Raw genomic sequence first — 14692 nt, 5'->3', positions numbered from 1 at the left:
GACGGCCGGAGAGCGCTCAATCTACCGAATCTCCAGGACCAGGGGAGATGATGTGCCGGCGGGGACTACCTTCCTGCTGTCCCCTGTCCCCTGTCCCCTGTCCCCTAGGCCCCCGCGCACGCCGGGCAGTACCCTACCACCTCCACGCGGTACCCCTCGACGCGGAAGCCGCCGCCGACCTCGAAGTGCGGCACCTCGGTGGCCTCGGCGGCCACGTCGCGGACCACCCCGCAGGCCAGGCAGCGCGAGTGGTAGTGGTCGTCGGTGCGCGCGTCGTAGCGGGCCGAGTCGTCGCCGTAGGTGAGCTTGACCGCCAGGCTGCAGCTGACCAGCGTTTCCAGCGCCTTGTAGACGGTGGCCAGGGAGATGTCGGCGATCTCGCCGCGGACGGCGGTGAAGACCTCGTCGGCGGTGGGGTGCTCGCAGGTGCCGCGCAGCACGCGGTAGACGGCCGCGCGCTGCTCGGTGAAGCGCTGGCCGTGGGCCTCGAGCGCCCGGCGCAGCATCGCGTCCGCTTCTTCCGGGAGGACGCTCGCGATCGTCGGCATGGCTGTGCTAGCGGTGGCGTAAAAGCGGCGAAAAAGCGCCGTGTATCCCTGTCGAAGCTAGACGGGTGGCGGTACCATGTCAACTCTCCCGCCGGTCCGGGCGGGGGCGCCGGGCACGCCCCGTGCGTCCCGCGGAGCGCGCGGGTGCGCCCGGATTGACGAATCAGAGAATCCCAGAGAGAGACGGCCGGTGAGACGGTTGAAGGCGTTGCTGGCGGCGGTGGCGCTGCTGGGCGCGGCGGCGTGCAACGAGGCGAAGGCGGACGTGGAGCCGCTTCCGCCGCTGCACCGCCCCACGCCCGAGGAGCGCGCGGGGCTGCCGCTGGTGTCGGGAAGGTGGCTGTTCACGGGCTTCGAGTACCCGGCGCGCGACACGCTGCGAGTGCGCGAGCAGGTGTACCGCCTGGTGCCGCCGGGCGAGTTCCAGATCGCCACGCAGCGGCTGGACTCGGTGGCCGGGCAGTACGTTCGCGAGGGGGTGGCGTTCCCGTTCACCGGCGAGGTGCGGCGCGACGGGATCTTCGCGTTCGTGGCCTTCGAGGCCGGCGGCGTGGGCAATTTCGTGAGCGGCCACGTGGTGCGCGACACCATGTGGATCGAGCTGACCGGCTTCCCCTCGGCCGCCAGCTGGCCGCCGGGCACGCGCGCGGCGCTGGTGCACACGCCGCGCGGACAGCCGTTCGTGCGGCTGCGCGGCTACGTGCCGCCGCCCCCGCCGCCCGCGGACAGCAGCAAGGGCGAGGGCACGTCGCCCGCCGCCGCGCCGCCGCCTCCACCGCCCCCCGCGCCGGCGCCGGTGGACGAGCGCCCGCGCGAGCGTCCAACTCCGCCGCCGCCGCCGCCTCCGCCGCCGGAGGACATCCCGCCGGTGACGGTGCCGCCGCCCGCGCCCTTCGACACGCTGCTGGTGCCGCAGCCGCCGGTGCAGCAGCAGCCGCGGCGCGGCCGGGGACGCCAGCGCGACACCGCGCAGCCTCCGCCCCCGCCGCCCGCCCCGCCCACGGTGGACGACCCACGGTACCAGATGCCGCGCGACACCATCCGCATCGGCAACCCGCCGCGGTAGGTGGATCAGGGGGGATGAAGATGGAAGGCCGATCGCGCAGCCTCGGGGATTCCGGGGCTGCGCGATCGGGCTTTTAATCCCCATCCGTCATCGTGTATCCCGAACCCGCCGGGAGCGCGAGTGATGTGCACCGCTCCCCCTGACGTCATCCTGAGGCCGGCCACACTGTAAATGTCCCCACGCAGAACGTTGCAGGCCGAAGGATCTATAGCCTGTCCAGCACGTCAGTTACGGGACCACATCGACTCTAGGGCAGCATCTCCGCCAGGAACGCGCGATAGGCGGCGATCGTCTCGGGGCTCGCCATCGCGTCGCCGTGCGTCTTCCCCGCGGCCACGACCAGCCGCTTGCGCGCGGGCGGCGTGGCCGAGGCGCGGTACAGCCGCCGCGACATCTCCGGCCGGGTGACGGGATCGTTGGCGCCCACCACCAGCAGCAGCGGACCGCGGTAGCGCCGCAGCCGCGCCACGTTGTCCTCGGCGCTCATCGCGGGCGACATGCGCACGCGGACGAACGGCTTGCGGTACCACGGCGTGCGGTCCTTCGCCCAGCCGCGCGCCGAGGTCGCCGAGGCCTCCAGCACCAGCACGCCCGCGCCGCGCTGCTCGGCCACGTACGGCGCCATGAAGCTGCCCAGCGACAGCCCGTGCACCACGATCCGCGAGCGGTCCACGTCCGGGCGCGCGGCCAGGTAGTCGTACGCCCGCAGCGCGTCGTCCTTCACCAGCGGCAGCGTGGGCGTCCCCTCGCTCTCGCCGTAGCCGCGGTATTCCACCAGCAGGCCGTTCACGCCGAGCGAGCGCAGCAGCAGCGCGGCCGGGGCGCCGCCGGTGGCCAGCCGGAAGTTGTCGCCGCCGAAGTACAGCATGGTGTTGCGCGCCCCCGGCGTCCGCACGAACAGCCCGTGCAGCCGCGTAGAGTCGGCGCCGCGGAACCACACGTCCTCGATCTGCAGCCCGGCGGATGCCGCCATCGCGCGGGCGTTGGCGGGGAGCGCGGCGTGGCCGGGATGGAAGAACTGGTTCTCGGGGACGGAGATGGTCGCGCAGCCGGCGGCGAGCAGGGAAAGGGAGAGGACGGGAAGGAGATCGAGGCGCACGGTCCACCTTGCCTGCGGGAGGGGGAGGGAAGGGGATGCGCTGTCCTGCACCGGCCGTACCCCGCGCACCGGCGCGGCGATCGTTCGGTCAAGTGGGTGCGGGATGAGGAGATGCGCCTCTCGCGGCCGATTCCTCTCCGTCGGCGTGCGGGTGCGATGTCTTTCGGGTGGGACAACCGATGACCCACGCGCGGCGGATCAAGGGACGCGAGAGTCAGTCCTCCGGATGCCAGTGCGGGTTGGTGAGGCTGGTGAGTACGTGGTCCTGCCACTGCCCATCCAGGTACAGGTAGTCGCGCGCGTAGCCCTCCACAACGAAGCCCAGGCGGCGCAGGAGGCCGCCGCTGCGGCGGTTCCAGGGAACGTAGTTGGCCTGGATGCGGTGCATGTTCAGCTCGGCGAACATGTAGCGGATCCCGGCCTCCAGCGCCTCGCGCATCATCCCGCGCCCCTCGCGGTCGGCGGCGATGCCGTAGCCGAGCGTGCAGTAGTACGCCGCGCCGCGCTGGAACTGCACGAAGTTCACGTTGCCGATCACCCGCGTCCCCGCCGGCTTCTCGAACATGAACAGCCGCAGCGAGCGGTCGGTGCGGAACTCGCTGAGCGCCGCGTGCGCCTGCGAGCGCCAGAAGTCCTCGGTGAAGAAATCCGGCAGCATCCGCGGCCGCGAGCCGGCCAGGTGCGCGCGGTTCCCGGTGAAGTAGCGCACGATCTCCGGCGCGTCGCGCACCTCGGCCATGCGAAGGACGAGGCGCTCGGTCTCGATCACCGGGGGCGTGAGCATCATGCGGCGCGGGTTCGGAAGTCGTGTGGTGCGGCAAGCCTTCACCGAGCGCCGAAGCTACATCCGCACGCCGTCCACGCAACGGGATCGATCTCTCGCGTGGAGCCCATCTCCCCCCGCCGCGGCACCGCATCCGGACGCGTGAGCCGATTTTCCCCACGATTGGAGGACGGATTGCGGGCCGCTCCGCCGCACACGCATCTTCCGCCTGGAATTCCCATGCGTCTCCCCACCGAGTTCGCCGCTGCTCATCCACCCGAGGAAGGAGGAGAGCCCGTATGCCCTGGAACCCGGTTCAGTCGCGCGGCGGCAACATCCACGGTGTTTCGCCGGCCGCGGTGGCGTGGAGCCCGGGCCGGCTGGACGTGTTCGCGCTGGCCATGCCCGGCGGCCTGGCCGGAAGCGGCACCAACACGCTGGCGCACTGGTGGTATCCCGGCGGAACGAGCTACGGCTGGGGCGGGCCGGAGAACCTGGGGCCGGGATGGCCTGCGTCGCTGGCGCCGAACACCTCGCCGGTGGCGGTTTCGCGCGCGCCCGGCGTGCTGGATGTGTTCGCCATCGGCGAGGGGCGGCGGCTGTATCACTGGTACTATCCCAGGCCGGGGACGTCGGAGTGGGGAGGACCCGAGGAGCTGGCGGGGAACACGGCCGGCTGGCTGGGGCGGCCCCACGCGGTGTCGTGGGGCGCGGGGCGGCTGGACGTATTCGCGGTGGGCGAGGACCGCCGCATCCTGCACTGGTGGTTCGATGGCGGATGGGGCGGGCCCGAGCCGCTGGCCGGAACGGTGTGGTCTGCGCCGACCGCCGTGGCGTGGGGACCGAACCGCCTGGACGTGTTCGCCGCCGGCGACGACCGGACGCTCTGGCACTGGTGGTACGAGGGTCACGGGTGGCAGGGCCCCGAGCCGCGCGGAGGCAGCTTTCCGGTGCCACCCGCCGCGGGGCGCCCCTCGCCCGCGCCCGCCGCCGTGTCGTGGGGCGCGGGACGGCTGGACGTGTTCGCCGTCGGCACCGACCAGCGGCTGCACCACTGGTGGTACCAGAACGGCTGGGGCGGCCCGGAGATGCTCGCGGGGCTTGCCGGCTCCGCCCCGGCCGCCGTTTCCTGGGCGCCGGGCCGGCTGGACGTGTTCAGCGAGTACACCGACTACTTCACCGGCGTGGTCCACGGCAACCACTGGTGGTACCCCAACCAGGCCGGCGGCTGGTGCGAGCTCCCGGAGCCGGTCGCGACGTTCTTCGACACGCCGGCCGCCACCACGTGGGGTGCGGGCCGCCTGGACCTGCTCGGCGCCGGACCGAGCCCCATCGCGGGAGACGGCAGCCAGGTCCTGCTGCACACCTGGTACGGGCCCGCCGCCGCCATCCCCGCCGCGCCCACGAACCTGCAGGCGAGCGCCGTCTCCGACTCCGCCACCCACCTTACCTGGCAGGACAACGCGTCCAACGAGGCCGGCTTCGAGGTCTGGGAAGGAGGCACCCTCGTTGCCCGCCTCCCGCAGGGGCGGACCGGGTTCGACCACGCCAATCTGGGCGCCGGGTCCACGCACTGCTACCGGGTGCGCGCGTACGGCGGCGACGGGGTGTCGCCGTTCAGCAACGAGGCCTGCGCCACCACCCCTGCCCCCACGCCGGCGTCCAGCGCGCGGGGAAGCTTCTGCTTCTACCTGAACGGCGACTGGAGCACGTACATCACCGCGGACCCCGGCGGCGTGATGGTGTACGTGGCGCCGCCGGGCCAGGACGCCGCGCAGGTGCAGCCCACCGTCATGTCGCCCGGCGCCAGCGGATGGAGCGCGTGCGTTCCCGCTTCCGCCGGCGGAGCGGGCGTGTGGAGCTTCCGCTGCCGCGTTCGGGGGCGCTACGCCGACGGGAGCGCCGCCGAAGTGGTGAGCCCCGTCTGGCGCTACGACTGGGAAGCCAGGAGCCCCGCCGCGTACATCACGCTCGACACCGGCGGCGCGCGGATGGGCTACGGCGACTGGGCGGCGAACGTCCTGAACGGCTGATCGCGGGACGTGCTGCGGTACGGGCGAGGCGAGCGAAGAGCGGCATTTCTCCGCTCGTCCGCCGGCCGCGGACGATCCGGCAAGGCGGCGGGTGCGGGAGCGCAGAGCCGCCGGATGACGGGCGAGCCATCCTTTTCCGGTCGGGGATGATTCGCATCGCGCCAGCGGCGGGACCCCCGCCTCGCGCAGCACGTCGCGGGGGGTGATGCGGCTTCCGCGCGTCCGCCGCGGACCGGATTCCGCCGGCCGAGAGACTGGCGTTTCCGCTCCCGCTGCGGCAATATGCATCTTGCGCGCGCATCTCCATCCCACCCGCGCGCATCCAGGCCGCATCGCCGGTCACCGGATCATCTCCGGAGCCCGTTCCGGCTCACGCAGCAGGCTCAGCGGGCGCCGCCCCGCGCATCTCCCTTCATTCCAGTCCCCCGTCCCCGTCCGCAGGAGGCTCATCCCATGAGCGACGTTTCCAATCCCGCCGAACCCGGCGAGCAGCCCCCGGCACCCGGCGCCACGCAGTCCGATGCGCCGGCGGGCACGCCCCTCGTTCCGCTCGACATCGCCATCGTCTCGGAAGACGAAGCCCGCCGCGGCGCCGCGGCCGAGCGCGCCGCCCGCCGCGAGCGCGTGGCGCAGGCGCTCGCGCGCACGCCCGCGGAGGACCTCGCGTCGGCGGCGAAGGACGGCCGCACCTCGCAGTCGTCGCTGCTGGTGATGCCGCGCATCAAGTCCGGCCACATGAAGGACCTGCTGGAACTGCTCGACCGCATCGCGCGGCCCGAGAGCGAGGACATCGAGGTCAACCCCATCATCCCGTTCGCGCGGCTGCGCACCGTGCACTTCATGCGCATCCTGGTGCACCAGCCCTCGCCGTCCAAGGACGCGCCGATCCCGGTGTACGACGGAAAGCCGCAGGCCGACGGGCCCGAGATCCCCGCCAAGCTCCTCTTCTCCACCGACTTCGACGGGCCGCTGGAGGCGCACTTCGACGAGCTGCTGCGCGAGGCCGGGCCGGGGCTGGACCAGGTGTTCGGGCACTGCGAGGAGTGGCCGGGGCATGCCGACCGGCGGGCAGCGCACGCCTTCTTCATGCGCCACCGCATCGCCTCCAACACCTTCTACACGGGGACGATGCACCGCTCGGTGGACCAGATCCGCCGCGAGGCGCACCTGCGCGACCGGGTGGAGGCGTTCCTGGACGCCGAGACCGCGAAGCCGGACTTTCCCGGCGACCCGCTGGAGATCCGCAGGCGCATCCTGGCCTTCATCGGCGAGCAGGAGGACCTGAAGTGGACCGCGGTGAAGCCGGGCCCGTACCCCATGCCGGCCTTCCCGCCGTCGATGCTGAAGCAGGCCGCCATCGCGATCGTCCTGCTCGTGTTCGCCGCGCTGTACGGCGTGCTGCGCTGGGCGTTCGGGCCCGCGGCCGCGCTCTGGGGAACGCTCGGCGTCGCCGCCGCCGTCGCCGTGCTGGCCGGCGCCGCGGTGGGGTACCTGTTCTGGCTGGCCGCGCACGACCCGGTGATCGTGAGCGGCGACGTGAAGGAGCACACCGCCGACCTGGTGCGCACCGAGGACCGCATCGTCCAGAACGAGATGAGCTCCGTCATCTACATCAAGCGGCCGCTCTGGTTCAGGGGGCTGGTGCTGCGGGCGGTGCTCAAGTTCATCGACCTCTCGGCGAAGTACCTGAGCAACCAGGGGAACCTGGCCGGCATCCCCTCCATCCACTTCGCGCGGTGGGTGATCGTGGACGGCGGGCGGCGGCTGGTGTTCTTCAGCAACTTCGACGGGAGCTGGGACAACTACCTGGGCGACTTCATCGACAAGTCGCACAACGGGCTGACGGCGGTGTGGAGCAACTGCGTCGGCTTCCCGCGCACCACCGGCCTGTTCGGCGGCGGCGCGACCAACGAGCAGCAGTTCAAGGCGTACTCGCGCGACAGCCAGATCCCCACGCAGGTGTGGTACAGCGCCTACCGCTGGCTGTCGGTGAGCAACATCAACAACAACAGCCGCATCCGGCTGGGGCTGTACGAGGAGATGGACGCGCCCGCCGCGCTGGAGTGGCTGCGCCGCTTCGCCGACGGCTCGCAGAGCGCCACGAGCCCGACGGCGCCGGCGGAGAAGCCGGTCGTCTCCCCGGCCATCGAAGTGGCCGACGTGCAGGGGCTGGTCGCCCGCAGCTACAAGAAGCTGGGCGAGGCCTGCTACGTTCCCGTCTACTTCGCCGACCCGCGGAACCCCGGTGCCGCGCGGGCGTGGGTCGGCGCGCTCGCCGGCCGCGTCACCCCCGCGTCGAAGTCGAGCGCCGAGGTGGAGCGCGAGGGGCGGGCGGTGAACGTGGGGCTCACCTTCGCCGGCGTGCAGGCGATGGGGCTGGACGAGACGACGCTCGGCACCTTCGGCCGCGAGTTCATCGAGGGAATGACGGGCGAGCACCGGCAGCGCGTGCTGGGCGACACGGGCCCGGTGGCGCCGGGAACGTGGACGTGGGGCGGGCCGCACAACCCCACCGTGCATGCCATGCTCTTCCTCTTCGCCGCCACGGCGGACGGGCTGCGCGCGCTGCTGGACGAGGAGTCGAAGCACGCGGCCGCCGCGGGCGCCACCTTCGGCGCGCCGCTGGGGAGCGCGATGCTGGCGGGCGACAGGGAGCATTTCGGCTTTCACGACGGCATCGCGCAGCCGCGCATCGACGGCCTGCGGGCGGACGCTGACGCCCCCGGCAACGAGCCGAAGGTCCCCGCGGGCGAGGTCGTGCTCGGCTATCCCAACGCGTACGGGAACATGCCGGCGACCCCGAGCGTTCCCGTGACCGACGCCGCGCGCAAGCTCTTCCCCGCGGCCCCGCCCGACCCGTACGACACCACGCTCGGCCAGCGGCTGGACCTGGGGAAGAACGGGAGCTACGTGGTGTTCCGGCAGATGGAGCAGGACGTGAAGGCGTTCTGGAGCTTCATGGACCAGAAGGCCGGGCACGACGCCGTGCGCCGGAAGTGGCTGGCCGCGCGGATGGTGGGGCGGTGGCCCAACGGCACGCCGCTGGAGGATGCGCCCGACCAGGAGCCGGCGGAGTTCGACGCCGCGAAGGCGAACGCGTTCCTGTACGCGAAGGACCTGCACGGCGAGCGCTGCCCGCTGGGCTCGCACATCCGCCGCACCAACCCGCGCGACGGAATGGGCCCCACCCCCGCCGAGTCGCTGCTGGTGGCCGACCGCCACCGCCTGCTGCGCCGCGGCCGCGCGTACGGTCCGCCGCTGGCCGCGTCGTACGACCCTGCCGACATCCTGGCAAGCGACGGCGCGGGTGAGCGCGGGCTGCACTTCATCTGCTTCAACACCGACATCGGGCGGCAGTTCGAGTTCGTGCAGAGCACCTGGGTCAACAGCATGAAGTTCGACGGGCTGTACTCCGACCCCGACCCGGTGATCGCGCCGCACCGCGACCCTGCCGACCCGGCCACGCACGCGGAAGAGGTGTCGCACTTCACCGTGCAGCGGTGCCCCGTCCGCCACCGCGTGGACAGGCTTCCGCGCTTCGTCACCGTCCGCGGCGGCGCCTACCTGTTCATGCCCGGCATCAAGGCGCTGGGATACCTGTCGGACCCGCGGTAGGTGGATCGCCAGAAGAAAAGATGGGGATCACGGAGAGGGCAGAGGAGCGGAGAGAGATCTCTGTTCCTCTGCTTATTTGTGTGAAACAGGTCTCAGCGGATTTGGGATTAGATGCAGAGGGCGGAAGCGCGGGAATCTCGAGAACGGCGGTGGGGAAGGGAGGGGGTCACTCCTCCGGATCGCCGCCGGTATCGGCTGCCTCCGCCGGATCCAGCGGCTGGCCGAAGCGGGCGCGGCGCTCGCGGACCACGCGGCGGACCACGTCGGGAGCCTTGTAGGCCACCTCCAGCAGGACGTTGGCGGGCCCCTCCGGAACGCGCCGCCCCTGCTCCCAGTTGCGAAGCGTGCCGAGGCTGATCCCCATCATCTCCGCGAAGCGCGCCTGCGACACCCCGAACCGCTCCCGGATGGCGGCCACGTCGGGGATACCGTCCTTCTCGGGGAACTCGAAGGCGCGGGACGGCTGCGCATCGCCGCGCAGGATGGCGCCGCCCTGGCGGACGCTGTCGAGCAGCTCGTCGAACATCTCCTCCTTCATCATCCCTCCCATGGTCCCGTAGCGTTTCAGACCGGCACCCGCGTTTCGAACTCGTGCTCCACCACCGCGCGCAGCCGGCGCAGCTGCTCGGGCGTGAGATCTTCCTGCTCGTTCTTGGCGAACAGGAACAGCATGACGATGACCTGCTGCCGCGGCGCGTAGGAGTAGATGGTGCGCACCCCACCGCGCTTGCCGCGCCCTTCGGCGCCCCACCGCACCTTGCGCAGCCCGCCCGACCCGCGGATGACCACGCCGCGCTCGGGGTTCATGACCAGCGCCAGCTGCAGCCCGCGGTAGTCGTCGTCGGAAAGGGCGGCCAGCACCTGCCGCGTGAACACCGGCGTTTCGACGATGAGCATCGTGCCTCCGGCGCATGGACATAGGATAAGCCAATGACGTACCTGCGTCAATGGCTTACTCCAAGGCTTACGCGCCGAAAATAGCTCCACCCCCGATCCTCCGCACCACTTCGTGCGATTTGCGCCACCGCTGGCACACTGGTGCCGAGACGTGGCGTTCCACCACCGCTCCCGCACTCCCGCACTCCCGCACTCCCGCACTCCCGCACTCCCGCACTCCCTGCCCGGGTTGCCCGGGTTGCCCGTTTTCCGCATCCCCGCTATAATCAAAGGCTTTGCTGCTCCCGCCTGAGCGCACTCCGCTGCCGGGCGGCGTTTTTCGTCATTTCGGGGTAACCGGGCCTTGTTCGACCAGCTCAGCGAAAAGCTCGAAGGCGTGCTCGGCGGGCTGCGCCAGCGCGGCGTGCTCACCGAGCCCATGATCCGCGAGGGGCTGCGCGAGATCCGCCGCGTGCTGCTGGAAGCCGACGTCAACTACCAGGTCACGCGCGAGTTCATGAAGCGCGTGGAAGAGAAGGCGCTCGGCGAGCGGGTGCTGAAGGCCGTGTCGCCCGGCCAGCAGCTCGTGAAGATCGTTCACGAGGAGCTGACCGCCATGCTCGGCGAGAAGCGCGCGCCCCTCGCGCTGGCCCCCATCCCCCCCACCGTGATCATGATGGTGGGGCTGCAGGGGTCGGGGAAGACGACCACCGCCGGCAAGCTCGCGCGCAAGATGAAGCGCGAGATGCGCCAGACGCGCCTGGTGGCCTGCGACGTGTACCGCCCCGCCGCCGTGGAGCAGCTGCAGACGCTGGGCGAGCAGGTAGGTGTTCCCGTGTACGCCGAGCCCGGCTCGAAGGACGTGGTGGGCATCGCGAAGCGTGCGCTGGAGCTGGCGAAGACCGAGCGCGACCGCGTGGTCATCTTCGACACCGCCGGCCGGCTGCAGATCGACGAGGAGCTCATGGACGAGCTGCGGCGCCTGAAGGAGGCGCTGCAGCCGCACGAGATCCTGTTCGTGGCCGACGGGATGATCGGGCAGGAATCGGTCAACGTCGCCAAGGGCTTCGACGAGGCGCTCGACGTCACCGGCGTGGTGCTGACCAAGATGGACGGCGACGCCCGCGGCGGCGCCGCGCTCTCCATCTACGGCGTGACCCACAAGCCCATCAAGTTCCTGGGCGTGGGCGAAAAGCTGGACGGGCTGGAGGAGTTCCACCCCGACCGCATGGCCGGCCGCATCCTGCAGCAGGGCGACGTGGTGGCCCTGGTGGAGAAGGCGCAGCGCTCCTTCGACGCCGACGAGGCCGCCAAGCTCGAGCGCAAGGTGATGGGCGCCGGCCGCTTCGACCTGGAGGACTTCCTGGTCGCGCTGCGCCAGTTCCAGAACCTGGGGCCGCTGGAGAACCTGCTGAAGCTGATCCCCGGCGTGAACAGCAAGATGCTGAAGAACGTGAAGGTCGATCCGCAGCGGTTCAAGCACGTCGAGGCCATCATCCTTTCGATGACCCCGCAGGAGCGGAAGCGCCCCGAGATGCTGAACGGCCAGCGCCGCGCCCGCATCGGCCGCGGCTCGGGGCGGCCGGTTTCGGAGATCAACCAGCTTCTGCAGCAGTTCAAGGACATGCAGAAGTTCATGAAGCAGATGAAGGGCATGCAGGGGATGCTGCCGAAGGGCGGCATGCCCAGGCTTCCATTCGGGGGAATGCCCCGGATGTAGGGAGTGCGAAAGTGCGTGAGTGCGGAAGTGCGCTTTGGTTCTCTGCGAGCCCGCGCACTCCCGCACTTCCGCACTCACGCACTTCCTTTCGATCGTCCGTTCGCGCCCGCGGAGCGGTTCCGCGCGGCCGGGCTGGACGCCACCGCCAGTCGACCCGAGGAGATTCGATGGCACTGAAGATTCGTCTCCGCCGCATGGGGCGGAAGAAGGCCCCGCACTACCGCATCGTCATCGCCGAGAGCACGATGCCGCGCGACGGCCGGTTCGTGACCACCATCGGCCACTACAACCCCACCACCAAGCCCGAGACCCTCAAGGTCGACAACGCGAAGGCCGAGGCGTGGCTGGCCAAGGGCGCCGTGCCCACCGACACCGTGCGCTCGCTCCTCCGCAAGGCGGGCGTGGGCCACGAGGCCGGCGTGGTGGAGACCGTGACCACCGCCGTGGCCGGCGCGGCTTCGACCGCGGGCAAGGCGGCGAAGGGCGCGGCCTCGAAGGCGGCCGGCGCGGCTTCGGCCGTCGCTTCCGCCGTGGCGGGCGCGGCCAGCAGCGCCGCCTCGGCGGTGGCCGACGTGGCGGGTGACGCGGCCTCGGCCGTGGCCGGCGCCGCCACCTCGGTGGTCGAGACGGTGAAGGACGCGGCCGAGGCGGTGGCCGAGCGCGTGACCGGCGGCGACGAGGCGCCCGTGGCGGCTTCGGCGGCCGACGAGACGGCGCCCGAGGACGACACCACCGCGGCCGACGCGGCCGTCGAGGCCCCCGCGGCCGAGGCCGAGGCCGCTCCGGCTGCCGAGGACACCGCGGTGAACGCGCAGATCACCGACGACGCCGCGCCCGCCGAGGCGCCGGCCGCCGCCGAGGGCGAGGAGCCCGCGCAGAGCTGAGCCCCAACGGCGGAGCGGAGATGGCGGACGCGGCCGGCTGGCTGATCGTCGGCGGGGTGCAGAAGCCGCACGGCATCAAGGGCGAGCTGTTCGTGCGGGTGGAAACCGACCACCCCGCGGCCGTCTTCGCCCCCGGACGCGTCCTCCGGCTGGGCGACGCGAACGGGAACCCGGTGGAGGGGTCGCTCACCATCGAGCGGGCGCGCCCCTTCAAGGGCGGGCTGCTGGTGAAGACCGCGGAGCTGTCGGGGCGCGACGAGCGGCTCGACGCGCTCCGCGGGCGCTCGCTCCTGATCCCCGCGGGCGACGCCGCGCCGCTGGCCGAGGACGAGACCTTCGTCCACCAGCTCATCGGGCTGCGCGTGCTGGCCGCCGGCGAGCCGGTCGGCGTGGTGCGCGAGGTGTACGACGCGCCGGGCGGGTGGTACCTGGGCGTGGAGCGGGAGGGGAAGAAGGAGCTCCTTCTCCCCTTCGTCCGCGAGATGGTGACGCGGGTGGACCCGGCGGAAGGCGTGGTCGAGGTCGACCCGCCGGCGGGGCTGCTGGAGCTGTGATGCGCATCCACGTCGTCACGCTCTTCCCCGACTTCTTCCGCGGGCCGCTCTCGCTGTCCATCCCCGCGCGGGCGGCGGCGGCCGGGCTGGTGTCGTACGACCTGGTGCAGCTCCGGGACTTCACCCACGACCGCCACCAGACGGTCGACGACCTGCCGTACGGCGGCGGGAGCGGGATGGTGATGAAGCCCGAGCCGTTCTGGGAAGCCGTCGAGTCGCTGGCTCCGGAAGGGGCCGCGCGCCCCGGCGGGCGGATCGTGCTGATGTCCGCGCGGGGGAAGCGCTTCACCCACGAGGACGCGGTGCGGCTGGCCGTGCAGCCGGAGCTCACGCTCCTCTGCGGGCACTACAAGGATGTGGACCACCGCGTGGCCGAGCACCTGGCCGACGAGGAGCTGTCGCTGGGCGACTTCATCCTCTCGGGCGGCGAGGTGGCGGCGCTGGCGGTGCTGGACGCGGTGGTGCGGCTGCTCCCCGGCGCGATCTCGGACCACGAGAGCGCGTCGACCGACAGCTTCTACGACGGCGAGCTTTCGCCGCCGTCGTACACGCGCCCCGCCGAATACAGGGGAATGCGGGTGCCGGACGTGCTGCTGTCCGGCGACCACGCGAAGATCGCCGCGTGGAGGCGCGAGCGGGCCCTGGGCCTGACGCGCGAGCGGCGGCCGGAGCTGCTCCTCGAGGAGCACCCGGAGCACGGTTAGACGTTGGGGCCCGAACCGGAGCCGCCGCCCCGAGGCGCGTGGCCCGCCCAACCTCTCACACACTGAACCCGAAAGGACGCCTCATGCATCCGTTCATCGAGACCCAGAAGGAATATCTCCGGGACAACGTCCCCAGCTTCCGCCCCGGCGACACCCTGCGCGTGAACGTGCGCGTGCGCGAGGGCGACAAGGAGCGCATCCAGGCGTTCGAGGGCGTCTGCATCGGCCGCAAGCACGGCGGCGTCAGCGAGACCTTCAAGGTCCGCAAGATCAGCGGCGGCGTGGGCGTGGAGCGCACGTTCCCGCTGCACTCGCCCATGCTGGCCAGCATCGAGCTGGTGCGCGAGGGCCGGGTGCGCCGGGCCAAGCTGTACTACCTGCGCGCGCTGCGCGGCAAGGCCGCCCGCATCCGCGAGCGCGGCAAGCGGTAACAGTCGCGCCGGATCCGGATCGTCCTTTCCGGTCGCGGGGCGTGCCTCTTCATCGAGGCGCGCCCCGCGATTCGCGTTTGTGGGATTCGGATGACGACGAACGGTGGGGTTTTGGGCGTGTTTGGCGCTCAGGCGCCAAACCGGGCTGCGCGCGCGGTAGGCAACGATACGACTGTTGCCAACCGCGCCGGGCCCCCGCTGCGCACGGGATCGCCGTTGACCCGCAGCATCGGCGCGGGCGCGGCGGCGTCCCGGCCCTTCGGGCGCGCATCCCTTCTATGAGCACGCGCCGGTGTCAAGGGCCTGGAGGAGGGCAAAACCCGCCTCAGGGGCAGTTGTGCGTCTTTCTGCCCCACTGCGATTCAATGGCACCGCCGCACTGCGGGCCGCTTCCCCTCG

The 14692-nt window shown here is 71.7% G+C and carries 13 protein-coding genes; 8 read left to right on the top strand and 5 right to left on the bottom strand.

Features of this window, described 5'->3' with window-relative positions:
* Window positions 1–104: 104 nt before the first annotated feature.
* Complete coding sequence (locus tag VLK66_RS13130; protein ID WP_325309881.1) at window positions 105–548, bottom strand: transcriptional repressor; 444 nt, start codon at window positions 546–548, stop codon at window positions 105–107.
* A gap of 190 nt (window positions 549–738) precedes the next feature.
* Between VLK66_RS13130 and VLK66_RS13125 the strand changes: the two genes are divergently transcribed.
* On the top strand, window positions 739–1614 hold the full coding sequence (locus VLK66_RS13125; RefSeq protein ID WP_325309880.1) for a hypothetical protein: 876 nt from the start codon (window positions 739–741) through the stop codon (window positions 1612–1614).
* 247 nt (window positions 1615–1861) lie between these two features.
* Here VLK66_RS13125 and VLK66_RS13120 read toward each other — a convergent pair whose 3' ends face one another.
* Window positions 1862–2782, bottom strand: coding sequence for an alpha/beta hydrolase (locus VLK66_RS13120; protein WP_325309879.1), 921 nt, complete (start codon window positions 2780–2782; stop codon window positions 1862–1864).
* A gap of 145 nt (window positions 2783–2927) precedes the next feature.
* Window positions 2928–3500, bottom strand: coding sequence for a GNAT family N-acetyltransferase (locus tag VLK66_RS13115; RefSeq protein WP_325309878.1), 573 nt, complete (start codon window positions 3498–3500; stop codon window positions 2928–2930).
* 275 nt (window positions 3501–3775) lie between these two features.
* On the opposite strand from VLK66_RS13115, the gene VLK66_RS13110 reads away from it, so the two are divergent.
* Together VLK66_RS13110 and VLK66_RS13105 are read left to right on the top strand one after the other, a co-directional pair.
* A complete protein-coding gene (locus VLK66_RS13110) occupies window positions 3776–5509 on the top strand; it encodes a hypothetical protein (protein WP_325309877.1) in 1734 nt (577 codons plus the stop codon).
* A gap of 453 nt (window positions 5510–5962) precedes the next feature.
* Window positions 5963–9124, top strand: a complete 3162-nt coding sequence (locus VLK66_RS13105; RefSeq protein WP_325309876.1) for a Dyp-type peroxidase — start codon at window positions 5963–5965, stop codon at window positions 9122–9124.
* A gap of 166 nt (window positions 9125–9290) precedes the next feature.
* Here the strand turns inward: VLK66_RS13105 and VLK66_RS13100 are convergent, their stop codons facing one another.
* Both VLK66_RS13100 and VLK66_RS13095 read right to left on the bottom strand, forming a co-directional pair.
* Complete coding sequence (locus tag VLK66_RS13100) at window positions 9291–9665, bottom strand: helix-turn-helix domain-containing protein (RefSeq protein ID WP_325309875.1); 375 nt, start codon at window positions 9663–9665, stop codon at window positions 9291–9293.
* Between the two features lie 23 nt (window positions 9666–9688).
* Window positions 9689–10021, bottom strand: coding sequence for a type II toxin-antitoxin system RelE/ParE family toxin (locus tag VLK66_RS13095; protein ID WP_325309874.1), 333 nt, complete (start codon window positions 10019–10021; stop codon window positions 9689–9691).
* Window positions 10022–10364: 343 nt separating this feature from the next.
* Here VLK66_RS13095 and ffh point away from each other — a divergent pair, with 343 nt between their 5' ends.
* The 5 genes from ffh (at window position 10365) to rplS (ending at window position 14293) form a co-directional block, all read left to right on the top strand.
* Window positions 10365–11720: a signal recognition particle protein gene (gene ffh, locus VLK66_RS13090; protein WP_325309873.1), complete on the top strand. Its 1356-nt coding sequence runs from the start codon at window positions 10365–10367 to the stop codon at window positions 11718–11720.
* 167 nt (window positions 11721–11887) lie between these two features.
* On the top strand, window positions 11888–12604 hold the full coding sequence (gene rpsP / locus VLK66_RS13085; RefSeq protein WP_325309872.1) for a 30S ribosomal protein S16: 717 nt from the start codon (window positions 11888–11890) through the stop codon (window positions 12602–12604).
* Window positions 12605–12624: 20 nt separating this feature from the next.
* Complete coding sequence (rimM, locus tag VLK66_RS13080) at window positions 12625–13158, top strand: ribosome maturation factor RimM (protein ID WP_325309871.1); 534 nt, start codon at window positions 12625–12627, stop codon at window positions 13156–13158.
* Window positions 13158–13862, top strand: coding sequence for a tRNA (guanosine(37)-N1)-methyltransferase TrmD (gene trmD / locus VLK66_RS13075; protein WP_325309870.1), 705 nt, complete (start codon window positions 13158–13160; stop codon window positions 13860–13862). Before rimM ends, trmD begins: the two co-directional genes overlap by 1 nt.
* 83 nt (window positions 13863–13945) lie before the next feature.
* Window positions 13946–14293, top strand: a complete 348-nt coding sequence (gene rplS / locus VLK66_RS13070) for a 50S ribosomal protein L19 (protein ID WP_325309869.1) — start codon at window positions 13946–13948, stop codon at window positions 14291–14293.
* Window positions 14294–14692: the final 399 nt, after the last annotated feature.

The sequence above is a fragment of the Longimicrobium sp. genome (assembly GCF_035474595.1).
Lineage (GTDB): Bacteria > Gemmatimonadota > Gemmatimonadetes > Longimicrobiales > Longimicrobiaceae > Longimicrobium.
Note: the sequence above shows the minus strand (reverse complement) of the source record. Positions and strands in the feature narration are given on the sequence as shown.